We start from the raw sequence: 19,731 nt of genomic DNA, 5'->3' as shown, positions 1-19,731 counted from the left end.
TTCTCCCGCGGCTCCCTCCGACTGCCCCTCCTGCCGCAGGCGTTTCCTACACTCGCCACCATGGCGACACCACCTGCTGCCGTTCGGGACCTCGGCCACGAACTGAAGGAACTCGGTTGGGTCAGCGATCTCCTGGTGGCAGGGTCGTTGGCCACCGGTGACTACGTCCCACGCATCAGCGATCTTGACCTGGTTGCGCTTGTTGACGGCCCTGTTGACACCGGTCGGCAGGCAGCACTTTCAGTGATCCACCGTCGACTCGACAGCGGGAGCGGCGCGGGCTTCAGCCTGGGCTGCGTATACGTCGACACTGCGACCGTCTCCGAAATCGAGGAGCAGCATCCGACCTGGACCCACGGCCAACTCGTTCACCGCATTCTTTCCCGGGTCACAAGAGCAGAACTGGCGAGACACGGATACGAGGTCTTCGGACGCTCGCCGCGCGAGGTCTTCCCCGCAGTCTCAGCCGAGGACATACGAGCGGCGGCCCGCGCCGAGCTCACCGGCTACTGGGCCTGGGCCGCTCGACGTCCGTGGATATGGGTGGACCCCACCATCGCTGAACTCGGCCTTACCTCCATGGCCAGGGGTCGCCACGCACTCGACAAGGGCGAACTCCTCACCAAGACGCAGGCCATCGAACAGGCGCACGCCCCAACCTGGCTGATCGACCAACTCAGCGCGAGACGGCGAGGCGAAGCCGTCTCCTCGCCTCGGATACGGACAGCCGTGGTCGCCTGGCTCGACGCCCGCCGGACAGTCGCTCGCGCGAAGCGCGCTCTTTGAACTCCCGCCCCGCCGTAACGTCCCAGGCGGCCAAGAAATGGCCAACTGATTCCGGACGAGATCACGGCGGATCGTCCGCAGGAAGCTGTCCCGCTGGTGGCCATCCACGCGACCGGCGGCCACCGATGCCGGACCGGACACGGACACACCGGACGGCCCCTGCGAAGAAAGACTCAGAGCTGCCCGACGTCCGTCACCCGGACCACGGCGGCACCCACCTCGTCCGAGGCGGCCAGGTCGACCTCGGCGCTGATCCCCCAGTCGTGGTCGCCCTCCGGGTCGTCCAGGATCTGCCGGACGGCCCACTTCTCCCGCCCCTGTTCGATCATGAGCAGCGCCGGGCCGCGCGCGTCCGGTCCCACCCCGATCCCGTCGTACGCCTCGAAGTACGGCTCCAGCGCTTCCGCCCAGGCGTCGGCGTCCCACCCGGATGCCCCGTCCAGCTCGCCCAGGTCCCACCAGCGGCGCAGGGCGGCCAGCTCGACCCGACGGAACAACGCGTTGCGCACCAGCACCCGGAAGGCGCGGGCGTTGCGGGTCACCGCCGGCACCCGCTCCTCCAGCGACGCGTGCGCCTGGGCGGCGTCCGCGACGTCGGAGGGGTTGCGCAGCCGCTCCCACTCGTCGATCAGGCTGGAGTCGACCTGCCGGACCAGCTCGCCCAGCCACTCGATGAGGTCGACCAGCTCCTCGGTCTTGGCGTCCTCGGGCACGGTCTGCCGCAGCGTCTTGTACGCGTCGGCGAGGTAGCGCAGCACCAGCCCCTCGGACCGGGTCAGCCCGTAGAACTGCACGTACTCGCCGAAGGTCATCGCGCGTTCGTACATGTCCCGCACGACGGACTTGGGGGAGAGCTGGTGGTCGGCGACCCAGGGGTGCCCCTGCCGGTACATCTCGTACGCGGCGTGCAGCAGCTCCGCCAGCGGCTTGGGCCAGGTCACCTCGTCGAGCAGCTCCATGCGGGCCTCGTACTCGATGCCGTCGGCCTTCATCGCGGCGACCGCCTCGCCGCGCGCCTTGAACTGCTGCGCGGAGAGCACCTGGCGCGGGTCGTCGAGGATCGACTCGATCACGCTCAGCACGTCCAGGGCGTACGACGGGGACTCGACGTCGAGCAGTTCGATGGCGGCCAGCGCCAGCGGCGACAGCGGCTGGTTGAGCGCGAAGTCGAGCTGGAGGTCGACGGTGAGCCGTACCCGGCGACCCGTCTCGTCGGGCTCGTCGAGCTGCTCGACCACCCCGCCGGCCCGCAGCGCCCGGTAGATGGCGATCGCCCGGCGGATGTGCCGGCGCTGGGCGGCGGCGTCCTCGTGGTTGTCGGTGAGCAGGTGCCGCATCGAGGCGAACGCGTCACCCGGGCGGCCGATCACGTTGAGCAGCATCGAGTGGCTGACCTGGAAGCTGGAGGTCAGCGGCTCCGGCTCGGCCTCGACCAGGCGCTGGAACGTCGGCTCGCCCCAGCCGACCGAGCCCTCCGGCGGCTTCTTCTTCACCACCTTGCGTCGCTTTTTCGGGTCGTCACCGGCCTTGGCCAGGGCCTTCTCGTTGTCGATCACGTGTTCGGGGGCCTGCACCACGACCCGCCCGATGGTGTCGAAGCCGGCCCGTCCGGCCCGGCCGGCGATCTGGTGGAACTCGCGGGCCTTGAGCAGCCGGGTGCGTACCCCGTCGTACTTGCTCAGGCCGGTGAACAGCACCGTGCGGATCGGCACGTTGATGCCCACGCCCAACGTGTCGGTGCCGCAGATGACCTTCAGCAGCCCGGCCTGGGCCAGGGTCTCGACGAGCCGGCGGTACTTGGGCAGCATGCCGGCGTGGTGCACGCCGATGCCGTGCCGCACCAGCCGCGACAGCGTCTTGCCGAAGCCGGAGGTGAACCGGAAGTTGCCGATCGCGGCGGCGATCATGTCCTTCTCGGCCCGGGTGCAGACGTTCACGCTCATCAGCGCCTGGGCGCGTTCCAGCGCGGCGGCCTGGGTGAAGTGCACCACGTACACCGGGGCCTGCTTGGTCTCCAGCAGCTCTTCCAGCGTCTCGTGCAGCGGTGTCATCGCGTACGAGAAGATCAGCGGGACCGGCCGCTCGGCCGACCGGACGACGGCGGTCGACCGGCCGGTGCGCCGGGTCAGGTCGTCGACGAACCGGGTGGTGTCCCCCAGGGTGGCCGACATCAGCACGAACTGCGCCTGTGGCAGCTCGATGATCGGCACCTGCCAGGCCCAGCCCCGGTCCGGCTCGGCATAGAAGTGGAACTCGTCCATCACCACCTGGCCGACGTCGGCCCGAGACCCCTCGCGCAGCGCCAGGTTGGCCAGGATCTCGGCGGTGCAGCAGATGATCGGGGCGTCGGCGTTGACGCTGGCGTCGCCGGTCAGCATGCCGACGTTCTCCGCGCCGAACACCTCGCAGAGCGCGAAGAACTTCTCCGACACCAGGGCCTTGATCGGCGCGGTGTAGAAGCTCGTCCGGTCGTCGGCCAGGGCGGTGAAGTGCGCCGCGATCGCGACCAGGCTCTTGCCCGAACCGGTCGGCGTATTCATGATCACGTTCGCGCCGGAGACGATCTCGATGATCGCCTCCTCCTGGTGCGGGTAGAGGTCCAGCCCACGCTCTTTCGCCCAGCCGGCGAACGCGTCGAAGAGGGTGTCGGGGTCGGCGCTTCGAGGCAGCGCGGCAGTGAGCGTCATAACGCCCCCCATCGTGCCCGCACCACCACCCCGCCCGCCAACCGGGCCGCCCGCCCGACCCCCGTCCCGCCCGTAGCGCGGAACCGCCGGTGGGCCGAGGTGGCGGTGTCGCCGGTGGCCGGACACCACCGCCGGGGCGATCCGGCGGGCTCAGGCGCGGCGACGGTGGACCAGGTCGAAGACGTCGCGGCCGGCGGTCAGGGCCCGCCGCTCGAACTTGGTCACCGGACGGTGGGCGGGCCGGGGTGCGTACCCGCCGTGCACGTCGACCAGCTCCGGGTCGGCGGTCAGCGTCGAGCGCATCGACTCGGCGTACTCGGCCCAGTCGGTGGCGCAGTGCAGCGTCCCGCCGCCGGCCAGCCGGGACCGCAGCAACGCCACGTGCTCCGGCTGGATGATCCGCCGCTTGTGGTGCCGCGACTTGGGCCACGGGTCGGGGAAGAACACGTGCACCGCGTCCAGGCAGCGCTCCGGCATGGCCCGGACCAGGTCCAGGGCGTCACCCTCGGCGACCCGGACGTTGCCCAGGCCGTGGCGCTGCACCAGGTCGAGCAGGTTGGCGATGCCCGGGGTGTGCACCTCGACCGCCAGGTAGTCACGGTCCGGGTCGGCGGCGGCCATCGCCGCGGTGGCGTCACCCATCCCCGAGCCGATCTCCAGCACCACCGGCGCGCCCCGACCGAAGAACCCGGCGGGATCGACCGGCCCGTCGAGGTCGGCGATCTCGATCCCGTACGCCGGCCGCAGCCGGGCCAGTGCGTCGGTCTGCCGGCTGGACATCCGGCCCCGGCGGGGGTGGAAGGTGCGGATCGTCCCGGTGCCCGGCCGGGCCACCGGGACGGCGGGGTTCTGGTCGATGGAGGTCACAGCGACCCGAGCGTACGCGACGGTTCCGCCGTATCGGATGTGCCGTCGGTCGGAGGGTGAGACGATTCATCCCGTACGGCAGGTCGGCGTCCGGGTCGGGTCCGGTGCCGCCCGGGGGGCCGGAAGGGGGAGAGGTGTCGATCGCGCTGCACCGCACCGCGCTGGCGGTCGCCGTCGGTGCCCTCGTCCCCGCCCTGTGGCACACCGCTCCGGCCTCCGCCGCCCCGGTCCCGGCCGCCCCGCCGGTCGTCGCTGCGGCCCCCGGGCCGGGTCAGCCCCCGCCCGACGGGGGCGGTGACCCGCAGCCGCCGCCCGGAGTGCTCTTCGTCGAGGTGACCCCGGGGACCGTCGAGCCGGGTTACCTGGTCGGCATCCGGGCGAGCTGCCACGACAACTCGATCCCGGCGACGGTCGTGTCCGACGCCTTCGGCCGGGTCCAGGTGCAGCCGCAGCACGGCCTGCTCACCGCCGCGCCGATGGTCAGGGAGCGGGTCCGTCCGGGCAACTACCGGGTCAAGCTGGAATGCCCCGACGGGGCGACCGCCTCGACGGCGCTCCAGGTGGTCAAAAAGGTCAAGCCCAGCCCCGGGCCGCACACCGGCTTCGGCGGCGCGGCCGGCGGCGACGGGATACCCGGCGGGCTGCTCGTGCCCGGCGGGCTGGCGTTGACCATCGCCGGGGCCGTCGTCGGTATCGTGGCGGCCCGCCGGCCGCGTGGCGTCGCCGGGCAGTGACCGTGCCGCCGCCCGCCTCCCCGGGTCCGCGTAACGGCCCGCTCCCGCCCCCCGGCAGCCCGCCACCCGGTGGCACGCGGGCGCACCGTTCCCCCTCCGGCGGCCCCGGTCCCCGCCCCCGGTGGGTCGGTCTGATTCCCCCGCCGGCCGGCCCGGTGCCCGGTCCGCCGCCGCCCGCCGCGGCTGCGCAGCGCGGCGCTCCGACCCGGCCGCCCGACGATCCGATGTCGCCCCCGTTCCGTGCTCCGGTCCCGTCCACCGGCGGCCCGACGGCTGCCGGCCCGGCCCCGGCCGCCCCGGTCGGTGGGCGGTCCTCGACGCGCGGGCCCTGGTCGGTGCCGCTGGCCGTGGCGCTGGTGCTGCTCGGGATCTTCGCTACCGGCGCCGGGCTGGGGCGTTCGGTCGGGCCCCTGGACTGGACGGGCACCCCGTCGCAACACCCGGCCGCCGGTGCCCGGCAGAGCCCCGCGCCGGGCAGCCTGCCGGCCAGCCGCCCGGTACGGCTCGCCGTGCCCGCGATCAAGGTGAACGCCCAGGTCGCCCCGGTCGGTCAGGCCCGGGACGGGTCGATCGACGTACCGCCGCTCGACCGGCACGACGAGGCCGGCTGGTACGACCGGGGCCCGACCCCCGGCGAGCCCGGCCGGGCGATCATCGTCGGCCACGTCGACTCGAAGGACGGCCCCTCGGTCTTCTACGACCTGCGCAAACTCAACCCGGGCGACACGATCGAGGTGACCCGGGACGACCGGCGGGTGGTGGTGTTCCGGGTCGACTCGGTGGAGTTCTTCGACAAGTCGGCCCTGCCCGCCGACCGGGTCTACGGCCGCGACGGCGCACCCGCCCTGCGGCTGATCACCTGCGGCGGCCAGTGGATCGGCGGACGCACCGGATACGCCGACAACGTCATCGCGTTCGCCTCGCTGGCGGCGACCCGGTCACCCTGACCGCCGGGACGATACTGCGGCGACACCGCACGGCGGCGGATGGCAGGATCGCGCGGTGACGGCGGACGTGGTGCGGCAGGCTTTCACCTGGATCGAGTCGGTGGCGGTGCCCGCCGACGGCGGCCCGTGCTGGCGGGAGGCGGGCGAACCCTTCGACGACCTGTACGCCGGCACCGCCGGGGTGCTGCTCGGCTGCGCCGAGGCCACCGCCGCCGTAGCCTCCCCGGCGGGTGGGGTGCCCACCGGGGACGCCCGCCCCGGCACCGGGGCGGGCAGCGGAGCCGGGTCGGCTCTCGACCGGGTCGCGGCCGGTGCCCGGGACCGGTTGGTACACCTCGCCCGGCACGAGCCGGACGCCGCGACGCTGCCCGACGACGGGGTGTTCGGCGGTTGGGCCGGGGCCGCCGTCGCACTGCGCGCCTGGGGTCGGGCCGCCGCCGACCCGGTCGCCCTCGACGCCGCCGCGTCGGTGACGGCACGCGTCGCCGAACGGCTGCGGGACCGCCCGGTGGACCCGGACCGGTGCTCCGACGTCATCTCCGGCGACGCGGGCATCCTGCTGGCCCTCCTCGACGCCGACGACACGGGTCCGGTGGTGGCGCAGGCGGCGCACGTCCTCGCCGACGGACTGGTGGGGCTCGCCGAGGAACACCCGGACGGTCCGCACTGGCGGATGCGGGCCGGCGACGAGCGGCTGATGCCGGGCTTCTCCCACGGCACCGCCGGGGTCGCCTACGCACTCGCCGTCGCCGGTGTCACCCTGCGCCGCGACGACCTGCTCGACACCGCCGTCCGCGCCGCCGACGGACTGCTGGCGATGGGTGACCACCCGGACGGCTGGGCGCTGCCGCTGCTGGTCCCGCCCCGCCCGGACCGCCCGGCGGTCAACTTCGGCTGGTGCCACGGCCCGACCGGCACGGTGCGGCTGTTCACCCTGCTCGACACCGTCGACCCGCAGCCCCGCTGGCAGCGGGCCGTCGACGGGTGCCTCGGGGCGCTGCGTGACAGCGGCCTGCCGCAGCGGCGGTACCCGGGTTTCTGGGACAACCTCGCCCGGTGCTGCGGCACCGCCGGCGTCGGGCAGTTGCTGCTCGACCGCTACCGGGCCACCGCCGACCCCGCCCTGCTCGCCTGGGCGCACCGGCTCGCCGAGGACGTGCTCGCCCGGACCGTGACCACCCCGACGGGTGTCGCCTGGTCCAACACCGAGCACACCCGGACCCCGGCGGAGCTGCCGCCGGAGCCCGGTTTCATGCAGGGCGCCGCCGGGATCGCCGGCTGGCTCGCCCGGCTCGCCGCCCCCACCACCACGCCCGTCCTGCCCTGGCTCTGACCGCCCGGGGTAGCGGTCAGCCCTTGCCGGTCACCTGCTGGACCACCTCGAACTCCAGCAGCGTCGCGCCGGAGGCCACCGGCCGCTGCTGCTCGCCGCCCCCACCACCGGCGTGCGCGGCCCGCGACGGCCCGGCCGCCCACGCCTGGTACGCCTCCTCGGTCTCCCACCGGGTGTACACGAAGTAGCGGCTCTCGCCGGCCACCGGCCGCAGCAGCTCGAAGCCGAGGAAACCGGGGGAGTTCTCCACCGCGCCGGCCCGGGCGGCGAACCGCTTCTCCAGCTCCTCGCCGGCACCGGGCGGGACGTCGATCGCGTTGATCTTCACGACTGCCATCTGCCCACCCTAGCCCCGCGCGGCCGGTCCGGTCGGGCGGTGAGCCGGGGTGTGGCGCGCTACCGCTGCCCGGTCGGGCCGGTCGGCTCCGCGCCGGGCAGGTCGGCGTCGACCACGACCGGGGCGTGGTCGGAGGGGCCCTTGCCCTTGCGGGCCTCCCGGTCGACGTACGCGGAGCGGACCGCGCGGGCCAGCGGCGCGGAGGCGTACACCAGGTCGATCCGCATGCCCTTGTTCTGGTGGAACATGCCGGCCCGGTAGTCCCAGTAGGTGTACGGGTGCGGGCCCTTCATCGGGGTGGGCACCACGTCGCTGAGGCCGAGGTCGCGCAGGGCGGCCAGGGCGGCCCGCTCGGCGGGGGTGACGTGGGTCGAGGTGACGAAGAGCGCCGGGTCCCAGACGTCGGCGTCGGTCGGGGCGACGTTGAAGTCCCCGCAGACGGCGACGGGTCCACCGGCGGCCACCGCCGGCGTCACCGCGTCCCGCAGCGCCGCCAGCCAGGCCAGCTTGTACGTGTAGTGCGGGTCGTCGGTGGCGCGGCCGTTCGGCACGTACACCGACCAGATCCGGACCCCGGCGCAGGTGGCGGCGATGGCGCGGGCCTCGGGTAGGGGGAAGCCCGGCTCGTCGGGGAACCCGACGGCGACGTCGGTCAGGCCGACGCGGGACAGGATGGCCACCCCGTTCCACCGGCCGTCGCTGTGGCTGGCCACCTCGTAGCCCAGCTCGCCGACCTCGGCGGCGGGGAAGGCCCCGTCGGGGCACTTGGTCTCCTGGAGGCAGACCACGTCGGGGGCGGTGCCGGCCAGCCAGTCGAGCAGGCGGGGCAGGCGGGCCTTCACCGAGTTCACGTTCCAGGTCGCCAGGCGCATGTGCCCAGCCTGCCGCATCGCGGCCCACCCCGCCGGGCCGGCCCGCCGTCGGACCGGCCCCGGCGCACCGGTGGCTGCGGGCGGCGGCCTCCCGGTCGGGTCGCCGCCACCCGGCCGGCGGGGTCAGGCGCCCGGGGTCTCGCCGGGTCGGGTCTGCTCGGCGAGGAAACGCTCCAGCTCGGCACCCAGCTCGTCGGCGGTGGGCAGCGGGCCGGTCTCGGCGGCGAGCAGGTTCTTCTCCCCCCGACCCCGGGCGAACGCGTCGTACTGCTCCTCCAGGGCCGTGACCAGCGCGGCGGCCTCGTCGGTCTGGGCGACCTGCCGGTCGATCTCCACCCGGACCACCTCGGCGGCGGAGCGGAGGCTCTCGTTGGGCAGCAGCAGCCCGGTGCTGCGGGACACCGAGGCGAGCAGCACCTCGGCGGCGGCCGGGTACTCCGTCTGGGCGACGTAGTGCGGCACGTGCGCGGAGAACCCGAGGGCGTCCCGGCCGGCCTCGCCGAGCCGGTATTCCAGCAGGTGGCCGACGCTGCCCGGGACCTGCACCCGCTGCAACCACGGTTCGTAACCGGCGATCAGCTCGCGGCGGGTGGCGTGCGCGGTGACTCCGGTGGGTCGGGTGTGCGGGACGGCCATCGGGATGGAGTTGAGTCCGACGGTGAGCCGGACGTCGAGCCGGGCGGCCACCGCGCCGACCGCCGCCACGAACCGTTCCCACTGCAGGTCCGGCTCCGGGCCGGTGAGCAGCAGGAAGGGCGTCTCGTCGTCGTCGCGCAGCAGGTGCAGGGCGAGCTCGGGGGCGTCGTAGTCCTCCCAGTGGTCCTCGACGAAGGTCATCACCGGCCGGCGGGACCGGTAGTCGAAGAGCTGGTCGACGTCGAAGGTGGCGATCGTCCGGGCGTCCAGTGAGGTGAGGAGCTGCTCGCGGGCCAGCCGGGTGGCGTTGCCGGCGTCGACGAAGCCGGTGAGCGCCTGGATCAGCACCGGCTGGCCGAGGTCGGGCAGATCGTCGGTGAGCTGGTACAGCTCGTGTGGGTCGAGCACCGGTCGGACCTCCTGAGGAAATGCGCCTACGGGTGGCCGCGCACGGACGGCACCCGGTTCGGGGAACGTACCCGTCGGCGTCATCCATTCCATCACTGGGCGCGTCGTGACCGATCCGGCTATCAAACCCGGAGGAAGCCACCAATTCGCCGGACGGGCCGGAGCGACCCGGTCGGATGGTTCCGGCGTGTCATCCGAAAGGGGGACATGGTGGATCATGCGGCCGGCCGCGGTGGTCTGGGTGGTCGACCCACTCCGACGACGGCGGGCACGGTAGCTGACCGTAATGCCCGTTGCGGGTGGTCTGTCGCCCCGGTCCCGCGTCCGGGGTGGGCGTCCCGGCGGCCCGCCGGAAAGTGTGGCGAGGGCCACTTCCTGCTGGTGGGTGGCCGGGAAAGGGCATGTCTAGCCTCGGCGGATGCGTGACGACGACACCATCGACGACCAGGGCGCCCCTCAGGGCATGACTGGCCGTTCGGACGACACCCCCTCGTCCGTTCAGGTCGGCGTTCTCCGTGAACCCCGCTCCCTCCGTACCCGCCTCGGCGGGCTCGTTAACCTCCGCCGCCGCCGGCCGGCGCTCCTCGCCGCCGGGGTGCTCTGCTGCCTCGGCCTCACCGCCGTCGCGGGCGTCCAGGCACTGCCGGACGAACGGGCCGACGACCGGCTCGGCACCGAGGCCGCCCTCGCCGAGCGCGCCCAGCAGCAGGCCGCCTCCCGCGCCGAGGTCCGTACCCCGGTCACGGTCGTGCCCAGCAGTCCGGCCGCCACCAGCCCGACCGCCGCCACCCCGAGCCCGACCCCGAGCGCGACCAGGACCACCAGGCCCAAGCCCCGGCCGAAGCCGAAGCCCCGGCCGAAGCGGATCGTCCCGGTGGCCGGCCTCGACCAGGCCCAGATGGACAACGCCAAGGAGATCGTCAAGGCCGGCCGGGCGATGGGCGTCCCGCGCCGGGCCCTGGTCATCGCGGTGGCCACCGCGATGCAGGAGAGCAACCTCTACAACTACGCAAGCGGGGTGCTGCCCGAGTCGCAGAACTACCCGCACCAGGCGATCGGCTGGGACCACGACTCGGTCGGGCTGTTCCAGCAGCGCCCGAGCAGCGGCTGGGGCGAGGTCGGCCAGCTGATGGACCCGGCGTTCGCCACCCGGGCGTTCCTCACCGCGCTGCTGGAGATCCCCGGCTGGGCGGACCTCCCGCTCACCGTCGCCGCGCAGGCCGTGCAGATCTCCGCCTACCCGGACCTCTACGCCCAGCACGAGTGGCGGGCCACCGAGGTGGTCGCCGCCATCCTGGTCTGAGCCGCCGGCCCGGCCCGCCCGGTACCGGGCGGGCCGGTTCGCGTCGGCGTCGGCGGATGGCTACCCTCGACCGGACACAGTGGACGGTTGGCGGTTGCTCGGATCGGGTACACATGACGCAGGACACCCGATCGGAGGACGATATGTCAGCACTGATGCAGCGGATCAGCGCCTTCCTGCGCTCCCCCAAGGGTCAGCAGTTGGTCGACCGGGGTCGGCGCGAGCTGGCCAAGCCGGAGAACCAGGCACGGCTCAAGCAGGCGGCCGGCAAGCTGTCGGGCCGTCGCCGCTGACCGTCCGCGAACCGATTCCACCCCGGGAGTATCCGTGACCGACGCCGTCCCCGCCGACGACGAACCGACCGTCCCCACGCCGCCGGTACCGGCGGACACCGCCGGCCCGGCCGTCCCCGCGACACCGGCCGGCGTATCGCCGACCGCCACGGTCCCGGCGACGGTGGGGGCGTCGGCTCCGGTCCCGGCGGTGCCGGCCGGTGATCCGGGCGACGCCCCGGAAGCGCCGCCGGCCCGGCTCTGGGACCGGATGCGGGACGACCCGCAGTACGCCCCCGAACACCTGGCCCTGGAGGCGGTCCGCCGGCTCGGCCCGGAGGCGGCGCAGTGGGTCGCCCGGGCCCGGGCCGAGCGCCCCGACGCCACCGCCGACCAGTTGGCCGAGCAGGCCATCCGGCGTTTCGTCAACCGGGCCCGCCTCTCCGGAGCGGTCTCGGGTGCGGCGGGGCTGCCCGGTGCGGTCATCGACGTCGGCGTGCTGGCCTGGACCCAGGCCCGGCTGGTGCTGCACGTCGCCGCCGCGTACGGCGCGGACCCGGTGCACCCTGACCGGGCCACCGACCTGCTCGTCCTGCAGAAGGTGCACAAGGCGGCCGAGGCGGCCCGGTTGGCGCTCGGTGTCGCGGCCGGTCGGGAACGGGCCGGCGCGTTGTTCGGTCACGCCGCCCAGAACCCGCTCGGGCGGGTGATGCTGCAACTCGGCGTCCGGCTGGCCCGGATGGCCGGGGTGCGGGCGGCCAAGCGGGTCTTCGCCAAGGTCGTCCCCGGTGCCGCGATCATCCTCGGCACCTGGGCCAACTCGTCGGCCACGAAGGATCTCGCCGAGCGCGCCCAGGCGCTCTACCGGGAGCACCGGGGCGGGCTGCCCCACCCGCGCCGCCCCTGACCGGGCGTGGTGCCACGCCGTGCCCGGTCCACCGCCGGGCGCGGCCCGCGCACGACGCGACGCCCGGCCACGAGCGGGCCGGTGCCAGGGTGACTCAGAGTCGCCAGCCGGCCGCCGAGAACGTCGCGTCGGCGAGCCGGTTCTGCCCGGCGACGTTGGGGTGGAACCAGTCCAACCCGTTGACCTCGTCCAGGCTGAACCGCACCCGGTGCACCGCGCCGCCGTCGTAGCGGCACCGCGACCCGTACGCCCGGCAGGCCGCCTTGAGCTGGCTGTTGTATGCGTCGATCCGCTCGGCGAAGCGGGCCCGGCGGTCCCGGTCGGCCTTGGCGTCCGAGGTGGGGTTGGCCAGCAGCGCCGGGCAGATCCCGGTCTTCCAGATCCGCACCGCCCGGGACTCGGTGTGCCCGACCTCCCAGAGCCGGTTGAGGTCGGGGATGCTGGCCACCAGCACCCGGGCCTTCGGGCGGCCCTCGCGCAGCACCCGCAGCGCCCGGTCGACCTGGCTGCGGAAGGTGGCGGTCGCGGTCATCGCGTCGATGTCGTCGCGGCAGGCGTCGTTCGCGCCGATCAGCACGGTGACGTAGTCGGCCTTGTCCTTGACGGCGGCACCGGCCTGCCCGGCGAGGGCCTCGGCGCGGGCCCCCGGTACGGCGTGGTTGCGGGCCCGGTTGCGGATCGGCGCGTCGGCGTCGAGCAGCCGCCGGTAGTGGCTCTCCACCCGGATGCCGTCCCCGGTGGACCAGGAGTTGCGCTGGCACGAGGTGAGCACCAGGCAGGAACCGAACCCGGTGGTGATCGAGTCGCCGAGGGCGGCCATCGTGCCGGGCAGCCCGGTCGGAGTCGATCCGCTCTTCGTCGGGCGCGGGGAGGCCCCGCCACCCTCCTCGCAGGCGAGCGCGGTCAGCGCCAACAGGCAGGCCACGGCGGCGACCCAGCGTCGAGGCATGCGTCTTCCCCCGGTCAGACGGCGCAGAGCGACAGCCCGGTCACTCTACGGGCCGCACCGGGTGCGGCGGCCCGCTCGTGTCGACTTCCGGGCAGATTCAACAGCTCGAAACATGAATCTGGTAAGAACAGGTCGGAGCGGGGCTCTCCGGGCAGGCCGCCCGCCCGGCACCGGCCCGGTGGGCAGCGCCGACGTGGGGTGGTCCGGGCGTCGGGACCGGTTAGCGGCGTCCGTACCGGGGTAGGCCGAGACGATGACGAGATCGCAGCCCCGGCGCGCCCGTGGCACGGTCGGCCACGCGTACAGCGCGTTGAACCTGCGCCTGGCGTTGGCCCTGTTCGGCCTGGTCACCATGACCGTCCTCGCGGTCGGAGCGTTCGGGGCCGGGCTGGCCTGGCTGGGTGTGCTGTGCGCGCTGTTCGCCGTCGTGGCGGTGGTCGACCTGGTCGTCATCCAGCGCCGCCGCGCCGCCCGCCGCCGTGAGCAGCCGGGCGCGCGGCACTCACTCTTCGAGTGACAGGAGTACGAGATGCCCATCGCCACCACCAACCCCGCCACCGGTCAGGTGCTCAAGTCCTACGAGCCGATGTCGAGCGAGCAGATCGACGCCGCCATCGACCGGGCCGACCTGGCGTTCCGGGACCTGCACCGGACCACCGTCGCCCAGCGGGCGCAGTGGATGAACGCCGCCGCGGACCTGCTCGACGCCGAACGCGACGACACCGCCCGGCTGATGACCACCGAGATGGGCAAGACCTACGCCGCGGCGCAGGCCGAGGTCACCAAGTGCGCCACCGCCTGCCGGTTCTACGCCGTGAACGCGGAGCGGATGCTCGCCGACGAGCCCGCCGACGCCACCGCGGTGAAGGCGAAGCGGGCCTTCGTCCGCTACCAGCCGATCGGGGCGGTGCTCGCGGTGATGCCGTGGAACTTCCCGCTCTGGCAGGTGATGCGGTTCGCCGCGCCAGCCCTGATGGCCGGGAACACCGGCCTGCTCAAGCACGCGTCCAACGTGCCGCAGACCGCCCTCTACCTGGAGGATGTTTTCCGCCGGGCCGGTTTCCCCGAGGGGGCGTTCACCACCCTGCTGGTCGGCTCGGACGCGGTCGACCGGGTGCTCAGCGACCCCCGGGTGCGGGCGGCGACGCTGACCGGCAGCGAGGGCGCGGGCCGCTCGATCGCCCAGATCGCCGGACGGGAACTGAAGAAGACGGTGCTGGAGCTGGGCGGCAGCGACCCGTTCGTGGTGATGCCCTCGGCCGACCTGGACCGGGCCGCCGAGGTGGCCACCACCGCCCGCTGCCAGAACAACGGGCAGTCCTGCATCGCCGCCAAGCGGTTCATCGTGCACACCGACGTCTTCGACGCGTTCGCCGGGAAGTTCGCCGCGAACATGGCCGCGCTGCGGGTCGGCGACCCGATGGACGCCGACACCGACGTCGGCCCGCTGGCCAGCGAGAGCGGCCGGGACGAGATCCACGCCCAGGTGCGCGACGCGGTGGCGCACGGCGCGACGGTGCTCTGCGGGGGCGAGAAGCCGACCGGCGACGGCTGGTTCTACCCGCCGACCGTGGTCACCGACCTGAACCCGCAGATGCGGATGTGGGCCGAGGAGGTCTTCGGACCGGTCGCCGGGCTCTACCGGGTGTCGTCGTACGACGAGGCGGTCGCGGTGGCCAACGGCACGCCGTTCGGGTTGGGCGCGAACGCCTGGACCACCGACCCGGCCGAGCAGGAGCGGTTCGCCACCGACCTGGACGCCGGCAACGTGTTCGTCAACGGCATGACCACCTCGTACCCGGAGCTGCCCTTCGGTGGGGTGAAGAACTCCGGCTACGGCCGGGAGCTGTCGGCGCTGGGGATGCGGGAGTTCTGCAACACCAAGACCGTCTGGGTGGGGGAGGGCGCGGCCACCGCCGGCGCCGGCGCGCACGCCGAGTGACCCCGCGCCGGGCGACCGGCGCGGGCGAGCTTTAACCGGACACCGTCATGGGTACGGAAGGACGCCATGACGGTGTTCGGCTTCCACGCCTCCCACGAGCAGATCCATCCGAGTCGCCTGCTGGAGGCGGTGGTGCACGCCGAACGCGCGGGCTTCGACGCCGCGATGTCGTCGGACCACTTCTCGCCGTGGAGCACCCGGCAGGGCCAGTCCGGCTTCGCCTGGTCCTGGCTGGGCGCGGCGCTGCAGGCCACCGGGCTGCCGTTCGGGGTGGTCAACGCCCCCGGCCAGCGCTACCACCCGGCGATCATCGCGCAGGCCATCGGCACCCTCGGCGCGATGTACCCGGGCCGGTTCTGGGCGGCGCTGGGCACCGGCGAGGCGAGCAACGAGCACATCACCGGGGACGGCTGGCCGCGCAAGGACGTGCGTACCGCCCGGCTGCGGGAGTGCGTCGAGGTGATCCGGGCGCTGCTGGCCGGCGAGGAGGTCAGCCACGACGGGCTGGTCCGGGTGGACCGGGCGAAGCTGTGGACCCGGCCCGAGGAACCGCCGGCGCTGATCGGGGCGGCGGTCAGCGTGGCCACCGCCCGCTGGTGCGCCGGGTGGGCGGACGGTCTGATCACCGTGAACGCGCCGACCGCGCACCTGCGCGAGATGATCGACGCCTACCGGGACGCCGGCGGGCGCGGCCCGGTGCACCTCCAGGTGCACGTGAGCTGGGCGCCGGAGCAGGCCGAGGCGGAGTCGATCGCGTACGAGCAGTGGCGCAGCAACGTCTTCGCCCCGCCGGTCTGCTGGGACCTGGACACCGCCGAGCACTTCGACATGGTCAGCGAACGGGTGCCGCTGGAGCAGGTCACCGAGGTGGTGAACGTCTCGGCCGATCTGGGCCGGCACGTCGGCTGGCTGGAGGAGTACCTGTCGCTGGGCGTCGACCAGATCGCCCTGCACCACGTCGGGCAGGAGCAGCGCGCCTTCATCGACACGTTCGGCGCGGAGGTGCTGCCGAAGCTGCGCGCCACCGGCTGATCACCCCGGGCCGTCCGTACGCCTAGGCTGCTACTCCATGGAAGCTCTGTTCGAGGTCGTGGTCTTCCTGGCGATCGCGACCTTCGGCGCCGCGCTGGCCCGCAAGCTGGGTCTGCTCGCGCCGATCCTGCTGGTGGTGCTCGGTCTCGGGCTGTCCTTCCTGCCGGGCTTCCCGCACGTGCGGCTCGATCCCGACCTGGTGCTGGTGGGCATCCTGCCGCCGCTGCTCTACGTGGCGGCGTTGGGCACGTCGGTGCCGGCGTTCCGGCTCAACCTGCGGCCGATCCTGCTGCTCGCGGTGGGTCTGGTGATCTTCACCGCGTTCGTGGTGGGCACGGTGGTGCACCTGTTCCTGCCCGACCTGCCGTACGCGATCTGTGTGGCGCTGGGCGCGGTGGTCGCGCCGCCGGACGCGATCGCGGCCACCGCGGTGGCCCGGCGGGTGGGCCTGCCCCGGCGGGTGGTGACCATCCTGGAGGGGGAGAGCCTGGTCAACGACGCCACCGCGCTGGTGCTGCTGCGGGTGGCGATCGTCGCGGCCACCGCCAGCGCCGGCTCGGTGAGCTTCGGGTACGTGGCGCAGGAGGTGGTGGTCGCCACCGGCGGCGGGGTGCTGGTCGGGCTGCTGGGCGTGGTGGTCTTCGGCTACCTGCACAAGCGGACCACCGACCCGCTGCTGGACAACGCGCTGTCGCTGATCGTGCCGTTCGCGGTGGTCTTCGCCGCCGAGGAGATCCACGCCTCCGGGGTGGTTGCGGTCGTGGTCACCGGGCTGGGGATCGGCCACAAGATGCCGCTGCTGCTGTCGGCCGCCTCCCGGTTGCAGACCGGCGCGTTCTGGCGGCTGGTCCAGTTCCTGCTGGAGGGGCTGGTCTTCCTGCTGGTCGGCCTGCAACTGCCCGAGGTCCTGCGGGACCTCGACGAGCCGACCGGCCGGCTGGTGGGGATCACCGCGGCGGTGCTGGCGGCGGTCTTCCTGACCCGGTTCGTCTGGGTCTTCCCGGCCACCTACCTGGCCCGGCTGGTACCCCGGGTGCGGCAGCGCGACCCGGGCCCGCCGGTGCAGTTTCCGATCGTCATCGGCTGGGCCGGGATGCGCGGGGTGGTGACGCTGGCCGCCGCGCTGGGTCTGCCGCTGACCCTGGCCGGGGAGCAGCCCTACCAGCGGGCGTTGTTCATCTGGCTGGCCTTCGCGGTGATCATGGCGACGCTGCTCGGCCAGGGGGCGACCCTGCCGTGGGTGGCCCGCCGGTTGAAGCTGCCCCCGGACGACCCGGTGGCCGACGCACTCTCCGCCGCCACGGTGCAGCAGCAGGCCGGGCGCGCGGCCCGGGAGAAGCTGGACGCGTTGGCCGACGGTGCGCCGCCGGCCGTGGTGGAGCGGTTGCGCGGGCTGGTGCAGAGCCGCACCAACCTGGCGTGGGAACGGCTCGGCGGCAGCGACCGGGAGACCCCGTCGCAGGCGTACGGTCGGCTGCGGCAGGAGATGATCGACGCCGAGCGGGAGGTCTTCCGGGCCGCCCGTGACGAGGGACGGATTCCCGAGGAGGTGCTGGTGCGGGCGTACCGCGACCTGGACCTGGAGGAGTCGTTGTTGCGACGGGAGAGTGACTGATGAGCTGTGCGCACCTGACCGGGGCGGGAACCGCCGAGCCGAGCGTCACCGACGCCTGCCCGGAGTGCGTGGCGGTCGGCAACGACGACTGGGTGCACCTGCGGTCGTGTGTGGAGTGTGGGCAGGTGGGGTGCTGCGACTCGTCGCCGTACCAGCACGCGACGAAACACTTCGAGTCGAGCGGGCACCCGGTGATGCGGTCCATCCAGCCGGGGGAGTCCTGGCGCTGGTGCTTCGTCGACGAGGAGATCGGCTGAGCCGTCCGGTGGTGGCGGTATGACGTAACCGCTATTCGACCGGGTTCCGACCGACCGCTTAACATCGGTGAACTTCTATCGATGGGAGGTCGGACGATGCGCCGACGACAGTTCTCGCGTACCGCCGGTGCCCTGCTGGCGCTGGTGCTCACGGCGACCGGCGTGGTCGCCGCGGGTGGCGGCGCGGCGTCCGCCGCTGCGCGGACGGTCTACTACGACGCGAGCCGGGCCGGGGAGTTCCGCACCAACTTCGACCAGGCCGCGACGATCTGGAACAGCTCGGTGACCAACGTCCGGCTGGTCGCCCGCACGCCCGGCAACATCACCATCTACGTCGACACCGGCTGGCCCCGGGCGCAGACCACCAGCCTGGGCAACGGCCGGGTCTGGATGGGCACCCAGGCCGTCGACCAGGGGTACGACCGGACCCGGATCGCCACCCACGAGATCGGTCACATCCTCGGCCTGCCGGACAACCGGACCGGCCTGTGCACCGACCTGATGTCGGGCAGCAGCGCACCGGTGTCGTGCCGCAACGCCAGGCCGAGCAGCGCCGAGGCGTCCCGGGTCAACGCGCTGTTCGCCGGCTCGCTCACCGCGCCGGCCGGGGTCAGCTACGTCTGGCGTGGCGACGGTGCCCCCGCGCCGGTTGCCGCCGGTGCCCCCGCCGGTTCCTGAGCCCCGCCGGTCCACCGTGGAGAGGTTGCCCCCGCCCCGGGCGGGGGTGCCCCCGTGGTGCCGCCGACGGGAGTCCGGTCCGTCGGTGCCGCCGCCGGGGTCACGTCGTGCCGAAGGGTTGCGACATGATCACGCGGCGTAGCAAGATGACTCCGGATATCCAGGATGTCCGGGGAGGGTCAGGATGAATCTGGCAGTCAAAGAGGCGATGGCCGAGGCGGGTGAGACGGCCGAGAGCCTCGCCGCCCGCATCGGGGTCGACCCGAAGACCGCCGCGCGCTGGGCCAGCCAGGGGCGAATCCCCCAGACCCGCCATCGTGCCGAGGTCGCCGCGCTGCTCAAGCGGGACGTCCTCGACCTCTGGCCGGACCTGCACAAGCGACACGAGCCCGCGTGGTTCCGGCCGTGGGCCGACATCGAACGCGAGGCCGTCGTGCTGCGCGGCTTCGAGCTGGCCTGGGTGCCCGGCCTGCTCCAGACCGAGGCGTACGCGCGGGCGACCCTGGCCGGGGAGACCCTGACCGAGGAGGAGGTCGACCAGCTCATCACGGCCCGCCTCACCCGCCAGGCGATCCTGCACCGCGACCGCCCGCCGCTGCTGGTCGCCGTCATCGACGAGTCGGTGCTGCACCGCCCGGTGCCCGGCCGGCCCGAACTGATGCGCGAGCAGTGCGCCCACCTCGCCGTCTGTGCCGAACTGCCGACCGTGCAGGTGCACGTGGTTCCGGCCGAGACGGGCATGTACGCCGGCCTCGGCGGGCCCTTCGTCGTCGCCGAGCTGGACGACGGCACGCGGGTGGCGCACGTCGACGGGCAGGTACGCGCGCAGATCATCGACCAGCGCACGGACATCGCTGTCCTGGAACGCCGGTGGGCGCGCATAGTGGGGGAGGCCCTACCCCGGGCACGATCCCTGGAACTCGTCAGGAAAGCGGCGGCATCATGGAGCTGAGCGGCGCCCGGTGGCACACGAGCACCAGGAGCGGCAACAACGGTGGCAACTGCGTCGAGGTGGCGGACAACCTGCCCGGCGTCGTCCTCGTCCGCGACACGAAGGACCGCGCGGGTGGCACCCTGGCCTTCAGCCCGGGTGCCTGGCGCGGCTTCCTGCGCCTGACCCGGTCGACGCGACAGGCCGGCTGACCGGCCCGCCGGCCGTCGTCACCGGG

The 19,731-nt window shown here is 73.5% G+C and carries 20 protein-coding genes and 1 pseudogene; 15 read left to right on the top strand and 6 right to left on the bottom strand.

The annotated features are described in order from the left end of the window. Positions 1 to 60: 60 nt before the first annotated feature. Complete coding sequence (locus JQX11_RS27960; RefSeq protein ID WP_204927921.1) at positions 61 to 786, top strand: nucleotidyltransferase domain-containing protein; 726 nt, start codon at positions 61 to 63, stop codon at positions 784 to 786. A gap of 173 nt (positions 787 to 959) precedes the next feature. Here the strand turns inward: JQX11_RS27960 and JQX11_RS27955 are convergent, their stop codons facing one another. Then, positions 960 to 3,473 carry a DEAD/DEAH box helicase gene (locus JQX11_RS27955; protein ID WP_204927920.1) on the bottom strand — a complete coding sequence of 838 codons (2,514 nt, stop codon included), beginning with the start codon at positions 3,471 to 3,473 and terminating at the stop codon, positions 960 to 962. Positions 3,474 to 3,623: 150 nt separating this feature from the next. Beyond that, positions 3,624 to 4,253: a tRNA (guanosine(46)-N7)-methyltransferase TrmB gene (gene trmB, locus JQX11_RS27950; protein ID WP_232378753.1), complete on the bottom strand. Its 630-nt coding sequence runs from the start codon at positions 4,251 to 4,253 to the stop codon at positions 3,624 to 3,626. Between the two features lie 221 nt (positions 4,254 to 4,474). Between trmB and JQX11_RS27945 the strand changes: the two genes are divergently transcribed. From JQX11_RS27945 to JQX11_RS27935, 3 genes are all read left to right on the top strand, one after another. Beyond that, a complete protein-coding gene (locus tag JQX11_RS27945; RefSeq protein WP_307826384.1) occupies positions 4,475 to 5,074 on the top strand; it encodes a hypothetical protein in 600 nt (199 codons plus the stop codon). Between the two features lie 224 nt (positions 5,075 to 5,298). After that, a complete protein-coding gene (locus JQX11_RS27940; protein WP_204927918.1) occupies positions 5,299 to 6,021 on the top strand; it encodes a class F sortase in 723 nt (240 codons plus the stop codon). Positions 6,022 to 6,076: 55 nt separating this feature from the next. Beyond that, positions 6,077 to 7,354, top strand: coding sequence for a lanthionine synthetase LanC family protein (locus tag JQX11_RS27935; protein WP_204927917.1), 1,278 nt, complete (start codon positions 6,077 to 6,079; stop codon positions 7,352 to 7,354). Positions 7,355 to 7,370: 16 nt separating this feature from the next. Here the strand turns inward: JQX11_RS27935 and JQX11_RS27930 are convergent, their stop codons facing one another. The 3 genes from JQX11_RS27930 to JQX11_RS27920 all read right to left on the bottom strand — a co-directional run bounded on the left by JQX11_RS27930 (position 7,371) and on the right by JQX11_RS27920 (position 9,607). After that, positions 7,371 to 7,691 carry an antibiotic biosynthesis monooxygenase family protein gene (locus JQX11_RS27930; protein WP_088646246.1) on the bottom strand — a complete coding sequence of 107 codons (321 nt, stop codon included), beginning with the start codon at positions 7,689 to 7,691 and terminating at the stop codon, positions 7,371 to 7,373. A gap of 59 nt (positions 7,692 to 7,750) precedes the next feature. Then, positions 7,751 to 8,563: an exodeoxyribonuclease III gene (locus JQX11_RS27925; protein WP_204927916.1), complete on the bottom strand. Its 813-nt coding sequence runs from the start codon at positions 8,561 to 8,563 to the stop codon at positions 7,751 to 7,753. A gap of 123 nt (positions 8,564 to 8,686) precedes the next feature. Beyond that, positions 8,687 to 9,607, bottom strand: coding sequence for a proteasome assembly chaperone family protein (locus tag JQX11_RS27920; RefSeq protein WP_088646244.1), 921 nt, complete (start codon positions 9,605 to 9,607; stop codon positions 8,687 to 8,689). A gap of 418 nt (positions 9,608 to 10,025) precedes the next feature. On the opposite strand from JQX11_RS27920, the gene JQX11_RS27915 reads away from it, so the two are divergent. The 3 genes from JQX11_RS27915 to JQX11_RS27905 all read left to right on the top strand — a co-directional run bounded on the left by JQX11_RS27915 (position 10,026) and on the right by JQX11_RS27905 (position 12,089). After that, positions 10,026 to 10,910: a peptidase M23 gene (locus JQX11_RS27915; RefSeq protein WP_204927915.1), complete on the top strand. Its 885-nt coding sequence runs from the start codon at positions 10,026 to 10,028 to the stop codon at positions 10,908 to 10,910. Between the two features lie 143 nt (positions 10,911 to 11,053). Beyond that, a complete protein-coding gene (locus tag JQX11_RS27910) occupies positions 11,054 to 11,203 on the top strand; it encodes a hypothetical protein (RefSeq protein ID WP_168222413.1) in 150 nt (49 codons plus the stop codon). 163 nt (positions 11,204 to 11,366) lie between these two features. Beyond that, the gene (locus JQX11_RS27905; protein WP_372444647.1) at positions 11,367 to 12,089 is read left to right on the top strand and encodes an EcsC family protein; all 723 of its coding nucleotides are present in this window, start codon (positions 11,367 to 11,369) and stop codon (positions 12,087 to 12,089) included. Between the two features lie 94 nt (positions 12,090 to 12,183). Here JQX11_RS27905 and JQX11_RS27900 read toward each other — a convergent pair whose 3' ends face one another. Then, positions 12,184 to 13,038 (bottom strand): GDSL-type esterase/lipase family protein, encoded by an 855-nt coding sequence (locus JQX11_RS27900; protein WP_204927914.1) that lies wholly within the window; start codon positions 13,036 to 13,038, stop codon positions 12,184 to 12,186. 253 nt (positions 13,039 to 13,291) lie between these two features. Here JQX11_RS27900 and JQX11_RS27895 point away from each other — a divergent pair, with 253 nt between their 5' ends. From JQX11_RS27895 to JQX11_RS27860, 8 genes and pseudogenes are all read left to right on the top strand, one after another. Then, positions 13,292 to 13,555, top strand: a complete 264-nt coding sequence (locus tag JQX11_RS27895) for a DUF6343 family protein (protein ID WP_204927913.1) — start codon at positions 13,292 to 13,294, stop codon at positions 13,553 to 13,555. Positions 13,556 to 13,567: 12 nt separating this feature from the next. Beyond that, complete coding sequence (locus JQX11_RS27890) at positions 13,568 to 14,980, top strand: NADP-dependent succinic semialdehyde dehydrogenase (RefSeq protein WP_204927912.1); 1,413 nt, start codon at positions 13,568 to 13,570, stop codon at positions 14,978 to 14,980. 66 nt (positions 14,981 to 15,046) lie between these two features. After that, positions 15,047 to 16,012: a TIGR03885 family FMN-dependent LLM class oxidoreductase gene (locus tag JQX11_RS27885; RefSeq protein ID WP_204927911.1), complete on the top strand. Its 966-nt coding sequence runs from the start codon at positions 15,047 to 15,049 to the stop codon at positions 16,010 to 16,012. 37 nt (positions 16,013 to 16,049) lie between these two features. Next, positions 16,050 to 17,627 (top strand): Na+/H+ antiporter, encoded by a 1,578-nt coding sequence (locus JQX11_RS27880; RefSeq protein ID WP_204927910.1) that lies wholly within the window; start codon positions 16,050 to 16,052, stop codon positions 17,625 to 17,627. Further along, positions 17,627 to 17,884, top strand: coding sequence for a UBP-type zinc finger domain-containing protein (locus tag JQX11_RS27875; RefSeq protein WP_088646235.1), 258 nt, complete (start codon positions 17,627 to 17,629; stop codon positions 17,882 to 17,884). Before JQX11_RS27880 ends, JQX11_RS27875 begins: the two co-directional genes overlap by 1 nt. Before the next feature lie 96 nt (positions 17,885 to 17,980). After that, positions 17,981 to 18,553: pseudogene (locus JQX11_RS27870) on the top strand (snapalysin family zinc-dependent metalloprotease); the annotation flags it as partial. A gap of 193 nt (positions 18,554 to 18,746) precedes the next feature. After that, entirely contained in the window at positions 18,747 to 19,514 is a 768-nt protein-coding gene (locus JQX11_RS27865; protein ID WP_204927908.1) for a Scr1 family TA system antitoxin-like transcriptional regulator, read from the top strand. After that, complete coding sequence (locus JQX11_RS27860; protein WP_204927907.1) at positions 19,505 to 19,705, top strand: DUF397 domain-containing protein; 201 nt, start codon at positions 19,505 to 19,507, stop codon at positions 19,703 to 19,705. The genes JQX11_RS27865 and JQX11_RS27860 overlap by 10 nt, the downstream gene beginning before the upstream one ends. Positions 19,706 to 19,731: the final 26 nt, after the last annotated feature.

This window comes from Micromonospora humida (genome assembly GCF_016901255.1).
GTDB classification, from domain to species: domain Bacteria; phylum Actinomycetota; class Actinomycetes; order Mycobacteriales; family Micromonosporaceae; genus Micromonospora; species Micromonospora wenchangensis.
Note: the sequence above shows the minus strand (reverse complement) of the source record. Positions and strands in the feature narration are given on the sequence as shown.

Coding starts and splice junctions, on each gene's coding strand:
- JQX11_RS27960 (WP_204927921.1), top strand. CDS start 61: ATGGCGACACCACCTGCTGCCGTTCGGGACCTCGGCCACGAACTGAAG.
- JQX11_RS27955 (WP_204927920.1), bottom strand. CDS start 3,473: ATGACGCTCACTGCCGCGCTGCCTCGAAGCGCCGACCCCGACACCCTC.
- trmB (WP_232378753.1), bottom strand. CDS start 4,253: ATGTCCAGCCGGCAGACCGACGCACTGGCCCGGCTGCGGCCGGCGTAC.
- JQX11_RS27940 (WP_204927918.1), top strand. CDS start 5,299: ATGTCGCCCCCGTTCCGTGCTCCGGTCCCGTCCACCGGCGGCCCGACG.
- JQX11_RS27930 (WP_088646246.1), bottom strand. CDS start 7,691: ATGGCAGTCGTGAAGATCAACGCGATCGACGTCCCGCCCGGTGCCGGC.
- JQX11_RS27925 (WP_204927916.1), bottom strand. CDS start 8,563: ATGCGCCTGGCGACCTGGAACGTGAACTCGGTGAAGGCCCGCCTGCCC.
- JQX11_RS27915 (WP_204927915.1), top strand. CDS start 10,026: ATGCGTGACGACGACACCATCGACGACCAGGGCGCCCCTCAGGGCATG.
- JQX11_RS27910 (WP_168222413.1), top strand. CDS start 11,054: ATGTCAGCACTGATGCAGCGGATCAGCGCCTTCCTGCGCTCCCCCAAG.
- JQX11_RS27900 (WP_204927914.1), bottom strand. CDS start 13,038: ATGCCTCGACGCTGGGTCGCCGCCGTGGCCTGCCTGTTGGCGCTGACC.
- JQX11_RS27895 (WP_204927913.1), top strand. CDS start 13,292: ATGACGAGATCGCAGCCCCGGCGCGCCCGTGGCACGGTCGGCCACGCG.
- JQX11_RS27890 (WP_204927912.1), top strand. CDS start 13,568: ATGCCCATCGCCACCACCAACCCCGCCACCGGTCAGGTGCTCAAGTCC.
- JQX11_RS27885 (WP_204927911.1), top strand. CDS start 15,047: ATGACGGTGTTCGGCTTCCACGCCTCCCACGAGCAGATCCATCCGAGT.
- JQX11_RS27880 (WP_204927910.1), top strand. CDS start 16,050: ATGGAAGCTCTGTTCGAGGTCGTGGTCTTCCTGGCGATCGCGACCTTC.
- JQX11_RS27875 (WP_088646235.1), top strand. CDS start 17,627: ATGAGCTGTGCGCACCTGACCGGGGCGGGAACCGCCGAGCCGAGCGTC.
- JQX11_RS27865 (WP_204927908.1), top strand. CDS start 18,747: ATGAATCTGGCAGTCAAAGAGGCGATGGCCGAGGCGGGTGAGACGGCC.
- JQX11_RS27860 (WP_204927907.1), top strand. CDS start 19,505: ATGGAGCTGAGCGGCGCCCGGTGGCACACGAGCACCAGGAGCGGCAAC.